The 8,616-nt window shown below is 79.1% G+C and carries 7 protein-coding genes; 3 read left to right on the top strand and 4 right to left on the bottom strand.

Going from position 1 to position 8,616, the window contains the following annotated elements:
- Positions 1-43: 43 nt before the first annotated feature.
- Both NT8_RS25195 and NT8_RS25190 read right to left on the bottom strand, forming a co-directional pair.
- Positions 44-373 carry a hypothetical protein gene (locus tag NT8_RS25195; protein ID WP_067974660.1) on the bottom strand — a complete coding sequence of 110 codons (330 nt, stop codon included), beginning with the start codon at positions 371-373 and terminating at the stop codon, positions 44-46.
- A 117-nt stretch (positions 374-490) separates the two neighbouring features.
- Positions 491-2,164 (bottom strand): molybdopterin-dependent oxidoreductase, encoded by a 1,674-nt coding sequence (locus NT8_RS25190; RefSeq protein WP_084469272.1) that lies wholly within the window; start codon positions 2,162-2,164, stop codon positions 491-493.
- A gap of 214 nt (positions 2,165-2,378) precedes the next feature.
- On the opposite strand from NT8_RS25190, the gene sigK reads away from it, so the two are divergent.
- Positions 2,379-2,966: an ECF RNA polymerase sigma factor SigK gene (sigK, locus tag NT8_RS25185; protein WP_067974662.1), complete on the top strand. Its 588-nt coding sequence runs from the start codon at positions 2,379-2,381 to the stop codon at positions 2,964-2,966.
- A complete protein-coding gene (locus NT8_RS25180) occupies positions 2,963-3,733 on the top strand; it encodes an anti-sigma factor (protein ID WP_067974657.1) in 771 nt (256 codons plus the stop codon). The genes sigK and NT8_RS25180 overlap by 4 nt, the downstream gene beginning before the upstream one ends.
- On the opposite strand, the gene NT8_RS25175 is transcribed toward NT8_RS25180, so the two are convergent.
- Positions 3,669-5,174: an MFS transporter gene (locus NT8_RS25175; RefSeq protein WP_084469270.1), complete on the bottom strand. Its 1,506-nt coding sequence runs from the start codon at positions 5,172-5,174 to the stop codon at positions 3,669-3,671. The genes NT8_RS25180 and NT8_RS25175 overlap by 65 nt on opposite strands.
- An 80-nt stretch (positions 5,175-5,254) precedes the next feature.
- Between NT8_RS25175 and NT8_RS25170 the strand changes: the two genes are divergently transcribed.
- A complete protein-coding gene (locus NT8_RS25170) occupies positions 5,255-5,929 on the top strand; it encodes a TetR/AcrR family transcriptional regulator (RefSeq protein ID WP_084469269.1) in 675 nt (224 codons plus the stop codon).
- Positions 5,930-6,633: 704 nt separating this feature from the next.
- Here the strand turns inward: NT8_RS25170 and NT8_RS25165 are convergent.
- Positions 6,634-8,535, bottom strand: a complete 1,902-nt coding sequence (locus tag NT8_RS25165; protein ID WP_067974654.1) for a S9 family peptidase — start codon at positions 8,533-8,535, stop codon at positions 6,634-6,636.
- Positions 8,536-8,616 lie beyond the last annotated feature (81 nt).

Here is an 8,616-nt window from a genome sequence, read left to right as displayed (position 1 = left end):
GCCCGCCGGGGCGGCGGGCGGGCCGGAGGCCGGAGGGGGCGGGTCAGTTGTTGTCGTCCATGTCGTCGGCACCGGTGTCATCGGCGTCGTCGGGGGCGTCCGACGCGTCGTCGCCGTCGTCCGCGCCGCCGCCGTCGGCGGAGGCGTCGTCGTCGGGGCCGCCTTCGTCGTTCATGTCGTCGCCGTCGTCACCGTCGCCGTCGTCCATCCCGCCGTCGCCGCCGCCGTCGTCCTCCTGCTGCTGCGTCTCCTGGTCGGAACCGTCGTCCCCGTCGTCGCCGTCGTTGCAGGCGGACAGCGGGAGGGCCAGCGCCAGGGCGATGCCCCCGGCGGCCGCCACCCGGCGGAGGGCGTGCATCAGCTCAACGGACATGTGCGACTCCTCGTCGTCGTGCGGTCTCCTGCGGTGGCGGCGCGGCGCGTGCCGCGGCGCCGTCCCCGTGGCCGTCGCCGGCCCACGGTGGTCTCGCTACCCGTTGGGCGGCCGGGATCACCCCTCGGCGACGGTCACGGCGATCCGGTGGTGGCCCGTGGCGCCGTCCGGGGCGACCGGGGCGGTGGCGGCGGTCTGCACGGCGCCGCCGCGGTCGGTGGCGCGGACGGCGAGCCGGTGGGTGCCGGGCTCGGCGTCCCAGTCGAGCACCCACTGCCGCCAGGTGTCGGCGGTGTCCTCGGCGGCGAGGCGGGCCGGGCGCCACGGGCCGTCGTCGACCCGCACCTCAACGCCGTCGACACCGACGTGCTGCGCCCACGCCACCCCCGCGACGGTGACCCGCCCCGCCGCCACCTCGGCGCCGTCGCGCGGCACGTCGATGCGCGACTGGGTCTTGACCGGCCCCCGGGCGGACCAGCCGCGCGGCACCCAGTAGGCGTCGACGTCGGCGAAGGTGGTCAGCTCCAGGTCCACCAGCCACTTGCACGCCGACACGTAGCCGTAGAGGCCGGGAACGACCATGCGCACGGGGAAGCCGTGCTCGACCGGCAGCGGGCGGCCGTTCATGCCGACGGCGAGCAGCGCGTCGCGGCCGTCGAGCACGTCCGCGACGGGCGTGCCGATGGTCATGCCGTCGGCCGACCGGGAGATGAGCTGGTCGGCCGGGCCGCCGTCGGTGGGCGGGCGCACCCCGGCCTCGGCGAGCAGGGCGGCGAGCGGGACCCCGATCCACCGCGCGGTGCCGACGTACCCGCCGCCCACGGGGTTGGACACGCAGGCCAGGGTGATGTCGCGTTCGATCAGGTCGGCGCGGTCGAGCAGGTCGGCGAAGGTGTACTCGCGCTCGCGGACGCCCCGGCCGTGGACGCGCAGGGTCCAGGTGGTGGCGTCGACGCGCGGCACCGACAGCGCGGTGTCGATCCGGTAGAAGTCCTCGTTGGGGGTGAAGAAGGACGCGAGCCCGTCGAGATCGAGGTCGGCCCCGTCGGGCAGCGGGGGCGCGGGAGAGGCGGGCGCGGGCAGCCGGATCGCGCGGCCGGCCGCGTCGGCGCGCGCCCGCGCGGAGGTGTAGGCGTAGGCGCCGCCGCCGGCAGCGGCGGACAGGGCGGCGGCCGACCCGGCGAGCAGCACGAAGCGGCGCCGATCGAACCCGGGGGCCCGGTCGGCCCGGTCGGCCGCGGGCCGCTCCGCCCCCGCGCCGTTCTCCGGCGCCGCTCCGCCCTCCGGCGCGGCCCCCTCCGGCGGCGCCGGGTGCGGGGCGGCGGCCAGCAGCAGCCGGAGGACGGCGTGGCCGACCGCACCGCCCAGCAGGGCGGGCAGCACATCGAGGGGCCCGCCGTCGGGCCGGGTTGCCGCGGCCGCCGCGCCGACCAGGGCGAAGGCGGCGACCCCCGCCGACCCCGCCCAGGGGCGCCACCGCCCGGCGAGGCCGACGAGGGCGGCGAACCCGGCCAGCAGGACCGCGATGCCGCCGAGCAGCAGCGGCTTGTCGGCGGTGCCGACCAGGCCGACCGCGAGGTCCTTCAGCGCGGGCGGGGTGAGGTCGACGACGGCGTCGCCCACGGCCAGGACCGGCGCGGCCTCGGGGCGCAGGAACGCGGCCGCGACCTGGGCGGCGGCGAGGGCGGCCCCCGCCGCGAGCACACCGCACAGCGCTGCGGCGGCACGGGACGGGGCGGGCGCGGGGCCGCCCCGGGGGCGGCGGTCGGCGGTGCTGATCTGGTCGGACACACCCGGGGTTCGGAGCGGTACCCGCCTCGGCGACCGCCGACGAGGTCACGGAACGATAACACCTGGGTCTGCGGGCGGCCGTCCACAGCCGTGCCCGGTCGCCCCCGCCGACCGGGCTCCGAATGGGACAGTGGACGCCACGGAGGAGCGAGGTGGGGCGGTGGAGCGGGTGGAGCGCACCGGATCGGCGGGGCCCGCCGGGCGCGCGGAGGGCGTGGTCGGCGCGGAGGGGGCGGCGGCACCGGACCGGGACGGCGACGACCTCGCCGGGCCCCTGCGCCGTACGGCGCTGGGCGACCTGGACGCGTTCGCGGCGGTGTACCGGGAGTTGTCCGCCCCGGTCTACGGGCTGGCGCTGCGCGTGCTGCGCGACCGCGCCCAGGCCGAGGAGGTGGTGCAGGAGGTGTTCACCGAGGTGTGGCGGCTGGCCGCGCGGCACGACCCGCGCCGGGGCGGGGTGCGCCCGTGGGTGCTGACCGTGGCGCACCGCCGCGCCGTCGACCGGGTCCGCTCCGAGCAGGCGGCGGCCGCCCGGCTGGCCGAGGCCGGCCGCCGCACCCCGGAGTCCTCCCCCGCCGACGCGGTGCCCGACGAGGTCGAGCACCGCATGGAGCGCGAGCGCGTGCGGCGGTGCCTGCGCCGGCTGACCGAGCCGCAGCGCCAGGCCGTGCGCCTGACCTACTACACCGGCTACACCCAGCGCGAGGCCGCCGACCTGCTCGGGGTGCCCCTGACCACGGTCAAGGGCCGGCTGCGCGACGGGCTGATCCGGCTGCGCGACTGCCTGGGGGTGACCACGTGAGATCGGCGGACGACGACGCGCACGGGCTGACGGCGGCCTACGCCGTCGACGCGCTGGACGGGGCGGAGCTGCGCCGCGCCGAGGCGCACGTCGCCGCGTGCGCCGACTGCCGGCGGGACCTGGCGGACTTCCGGGCGACGGCGGTGCGCCTGGCCTACGGCGCGGCCCGGCGCCCGGGCGACCACGTCTGGGAGCGGGTGCGGTCGGCCGTGGCGGACGTCCGCCAGGTGCCGCCGATCGCGGGGGCGGCGGAGCCCGGCGCGGGTGCCGCCCCGCTGCCGCCGTCGACCGGTCGGCGGCGCACGCGCATCCGCCGGCCGCGCGTCCGCGCGCCGTGGCTCGTGGCGGCGGCGGCGCTGGCGGTCGCGCTGGTGCTGGGCGGCACGGTCGCCGCCATGGGCGCGCGCATGGCCGAGCTGCGGTCGCACACGGCGGAGGTCGAGGCGCTGCTCGCCGCCTCCGACGCCCGGTTGCGGGAGTCGCGGGTCGAGGGCACCGGGGCGTCGGCGACCGTGGTGGCCTCCGAGCGCAGCGACGCGGTGATGGTGGTGGTGAAGGGCCTGCCGGAGGCGCCGCCGGGGATGGGCTACCAGCTCTGGTACGTCGAGGACGACGGGGTGCGCCCCGCCGGGATGCTCGCCGAGTCCGGCGGCATGCTCACCGGCATGGCGCACGGCCTGGGGTCGGCCCGGGAGATCGGCATCACGATGGAGGCCGCCTCGGGCGCCGACGCGCCCAGCTCCGACCCGATGCGGGTCGGGATGTGACGTCCTCCCCCGGCACGCCGCGCGGCAGGGCGAGCGCCACTGCGGCGGCCGCCGCGAGCAGCCCGGCGATGGCCAGGAACGCGCGCCCGTGGTCGGCGCCGCCGCCGGGGCCGCCGGACCCGGCGACCACCACCAGAGCGGCCAGGCCGAGCACCCCGCCCACCTGCTTGGTGGTGTTGAGCAGCCCCGACGCCGCCCCGGCGTCGCCCGGGCGCACCCCCGAGGTGGCGGCGGCGGTCAGCGGGGCCGTGAGCAGCCCGCTGCCCGCCGCCAGGACCACGCCGGGCGCGAGGACGCCCGCCAGGTAGCCGTCGTCGGGCACGGTCCGGCTCTGCCACAGGAAACCGAGGGCGGCGACGGCGGCGCCGGCGGCCACCAGCGCCCGCGCGCCGAACCGGTCGAGGAGCGGGGGTGCGACCCGGGCCGCGACGGCCATGGTGGTGAGCGTGTGCGGGAGGAACGCCGCGCCGGTGCGCAGCGGGCCGTAGCCGAGCACGTCCTGGAGGTACAGGGAGAGGAAGTACCACATCGGGACCAGGCAGGCCCCGGTGAGCAGCATGACGGTGTTGCCGACCGCGAGCGCGCGGACGCGCAGCAGCCGGGGCGGCACCAGCGGAACGGGGGCGACCCGGGCCTCGACCACCGCGAAGAGCGCGAGGGCGGCCGCGCCCCCGGCCAGCGCGCCCACCGCCGCCGCGTCGGCGGCGCCGCGCTCCGCGATCCGGGTGAGGCCGAGGGTCAGCGCGGCGACGCCGACGGTCACCGCCGCCGCCCCGGGGACGTCCAGCCGGGCGCCGCCGCCGCGCCCGCCGCCGGCGAGGGGGAGCGTCAGCGCGGCGAGCAGCGCCGGAGCGCCGACGGGGACGTTGACGAGCAGCGTCCACCGCCACGACAGGTACTCGGTGAGCACGCCCCCGACGAGGTTGCCCGCCGCCCCGCCGCCCACCGCGACGGCGGTCCACGCGGCGAGCGCCCGGCTGCGCTCGGGCCCCTCGGGGAAGGCGGTGGTGAGCAGGGTGAGCGTGGCGGGGGCGAGCACGGCCGCGCCCAGGCCCTGGGCGGCGCGCGCGGCGACGAGCACGCCGGGGGTGGGGGCGCAGCCGCCGGCCAGGCTGGCGGCGGTGAACAGGGCGAGCCCGCCCGCGAAGACGCGCGGGGCGCCCCAGAGGTCGGCGAGGCGGCCGCCGAGGAGCAGGAACCCGGCGAAGACCAGGGCGTACGCGGTGACGACCCACTGCTGGGTGGCGCCGGTGAAGCCGAGCGAGCCCCGGATGGCGGGCAGCGCGACGTTCACCACGGAGACGTCGAGCACCACCATGAACTGCGCGGCGCACGCCAGGACGAGCACGGTCCGGCCGCGCCGCCCGCTCCCGCTCGGCGCGGCGCCGCCCGCAGGGCGTGCGGGCCCTGCGGGGGCGGCGCCCCTGGAGTCCTCGGCCATGATCCTCCCTCTCTGATACACGCGTACCATTATGGTACAGGCGTATCATGGGGGTCCGACCGCGACCCCGGAGGACCGACGTGCCCAGGACCGCCGACCACGACCAGCGCCGCGCCCAGATCCTCGGCGGGCTGCTCCGCGTCGCCGCCCGGGACGGCCTGCACGCGGTGACCATGCGCTCCGTCGCGGCCGAGGCGGGCGTCTCCCTGCGGCTCGTGCAGTACTACTTCACGAACAAGGCCCTGCTGATGCGCGCCGCTCTCGACCGCCTGGACGCCGAGAGCCGGGCGCGCTGGGCCGACCGGCTGGCGGCGCTGGGCCCGGCCCCGGGGCCGCGCGCCCGCGTCGGCGCGCTGCTCGCCGAGGCGCTGCCGACCGACGGGCCGAGTCGCCTCTTCCACCTGGTCTGGACGTCCTCGGCGGTGCTCGCCCTGACCGACCCCGACCTCGCCGCCCAGGCGTTCACGGCGGGCCCGGCGCGCCTGGAGCGGGACCTCGCGGCCGCCCTCACCGCCGACCGGGACCACCTGGCCCCCGGCGCCGACCCCGCCACCGAGGCGGCCCGCCTGCTCGCGCTCGCGCACGGCCTGGGCACCGGCGTCCTTTCGGGCCTGCGCACCCCCGCGTCGGCGCGGGAGGTCCTCGACTACCACCTCGATCGCCTGTTCCCCGGCCTCCCGGCCCCCGCGACCGACGCGGCGCCCGGCGACACCGAGGCGACCCACGGGGCCGGGACGTCGGCCGAGGCCACCTGACCGGACACCGGGACGCCTGCCCGGACCGCGACCACCCCGGCCCCCAGGCCGCCGGGCGGCAGGCCGCGCACCGGCCCCACCCCTCCCCCGCTGTCCCGGCCGGTGCCGCGCCCCCGGCCGACCGGGGCGGCGGCCGGGGGCGCCGCGCCGCGCGGGTCCGGGACCGCCGACGCCCCCGGTCAGCCGACCGCGACCGGGACGCGACGGCACCGACCCCGATCAGCACGCCTTCGAGGCCGACGCACTCCTCGCCGGCGCGGCCTCGGTCCGGCACGACGACGACGCCTACGCGAGGGCGCGCGCCGCCGTCCGCGCGCGGCTGGCCGCCGCCACCGGCCGCATCCCACTCCCCGACGACGAGGGCGGTGGCGACGCAGGCGGCGGCCGAGCCCGGCGGACGGCCGAGCCCCGGCCCCGCCCCGGCGCGAGGCCGCGCCCGGCCCGGGGCGGCCGTGCCGCCGTCTCGGGGCGAAACTCACAATCAGCGGCTGAGCCCGGCCCCCGACCCAGGCCGACCGGGGCGACCGTGTCACCGCCCCGGCGCGGGCCTCACAAACGACGGCCGAGCCCGGCCCGGGCCGACCGGGGCGGCCAGGGCGCCCGTGCCGCCGCCCCGGCGTGGGCCTCATAGGCGGCGGCCGAGCCCGGCCCCGACCGCTCCCCGCCCCGCCTCCGGCGCGGCCGCGCCCGCCCCGGGGCGCGGCTCACAGGTGGCGGGACCACCAGTCGAGGATGGCCTCGAACCGGGCGACCCGGTGGCTCGGCCGACCCGAGCGCGACAGCTCGTGGCCCTCCCCGGGGAACAGCAGCAGCTCCGCCTCGACCCCGCGCAGCCTCAACGCCACGAACAGGCGCTGCGCCTGCTCGACCGGGCAGCGCCAGTCCTCCTCGGAGTGGATGATCAGGGTCGGGACCGTGATGGCGTCCGCGTGGGTCAGGGGGCTCTGCTCCCCCCACCCCGCCGGGTCGGGGCCGTAGACGTCGGCCGCGAAGTACCACCCGATGTCGCTGGACCCGTGGAAGCTGTCGATCGCGTTGACCGCCCGCTCGCTGATCGCGGCGCGGAACCGGTCGCCGTGGTGGGCGGCCATCCACCCGGTCATGTAGCCGCCGTGCGAACCGCCCAGCACGCCCATCCGCCCGGCGTCGAGGTCGCCGCGCTCCAGCGCGGCGTCCAGCAGCGCCGTCAGGTCGCGGGCCGTCACCCGCCCCACGTCCCCGGCGACCGCCGCCCCGTGCACCCGCCCGTAGCCGGACGATCCGCGCGGGTTGCCCATCACCACGGCGTAGCCCGCGCCGGCGTACACCTGCGCCTCGTCGAACACCTGCCACCCGTACTGGGTGAACGGGCCGCCGTGGATCATCAGCAGCACCGGGTGCGGGCCCGGCCCCTCGGGGCGGACGAGCCAGCCGTGCACCGGGTAGCCGTCCTCGGCGGTGGCGGTGACCTCCTCCAGCGGGAGCGGGTCCGGACCGGCGCCGAACGCGGTCAGGGCGTGCTCGCCGGACGCGTCGACGCGGAGCAGCTCACCCGTCGTCCGGCCGTCGGCGACGACGGCCACCGTCGTGCCGGCGGCGCGCGCGGCCGACTGCACCTCGCGCGGCCCGCCCACCAGGACGCGCGGCGCGCCGCCGTCGTAGGGCACCTCCAGCAGTTCGACCGCGCCCCGGTTCTCCGCCGGGAAGAGCACGCCCTCGGCGGTGGGCACGATGTCCGCCGTGCGGCCCCGGGTGACGTCCTCGGCGGAGGTGAGGCGGCGCGGGGGCGCGGACCCGTCGACCGGCACCGTCCACAGGCCGGTGTTCTCGGCGAACACGCTCCGCCGGTCCGCGCCGGTCTCGGTGGCGGTGAAGCACACCGTGCGGCCGTCGGGCGTGAACCGGGGCTGCTCGGCCGCCAGGTCGGCGCGGGTGAGGGCGCGCGGCCCGGTGCCGTCGGGGGCGCACACCCACACGTCGGACACCAGGTCGGAGTCGCGGGTGGCGTGGCGGGCCGAGGTGAACGCCAGCAGCGCGCCGTCGGGGCTCCACGCGATCCCGGAGTGGTCGAAACCGTCCTCGGTGACCCGGGCGGCGGTGCCGACCCCGCTGTGCGAGCCGAGGTCGGTGACGAACACGTGCGGGCGGCGGTCGGTGGTGAAACCGACGCCGTCGAGCCGGTACTGGAGCGTGGTGATGCGCCGCGGCGGCTCGGCGCCCGCGGGCGTGTCGCCGTAGCGGCCCTCCTCGGGGACGCGGGCGACGAAGGCGAGGCGGGCGGAGTCGGGCGCCCACGCGAACTCGGTGACGCCCAGCGGGCGGTCGGTGACCCGCCAGGGCGCGCCGCCGTCGGCCGGCAGCACGTGCACCTGCGCCGGCCCGTCGTCCTCGGCGCGCAGGAAGGCGATGAGGCGGCCGTCGGGCGAGAACGCGGGGGCGGAGTCGCGGGCGCCGCCGGTCAGCGGGCGGGGTTCGGCCGACCCGTCGGTATCGACCCGCCACAGGCCGCCGCGGTAGGCGTCGGCGTCGAGGTCGGGCCGGGTCACGGCCACGATCGCGTACCGGCCGTCGGGTGATAGGACGGGTGCGCCGAGGGTGTGCAGCCGGGTGATGTCCGAAGGTCTCATCCTCGGGACCCTAGCGAACGGGCGCCGCCCGCCGACAGCCCCGCGCGGCCGGAACGCGGCGGGGCCGCCGCCGTCGGGTGG

The organism is Nocardiopsis trehalosi NBRC 14201, assembly GCF_001552555.1.
GTDB classification, from domain to species: domain Bacteria; phylum Actinomycetota; class Actinomycetes; order Streptosporangiales; family Streptosporangiaceae; genus Nocardiopsis_B; species Nocardiopsis_B trehalosi.
The sequence above is the reverse complement of the archived record's forward strand: the minus strand, read 5'-3'. Positions and strand labels throughout refer to the sequence as shown.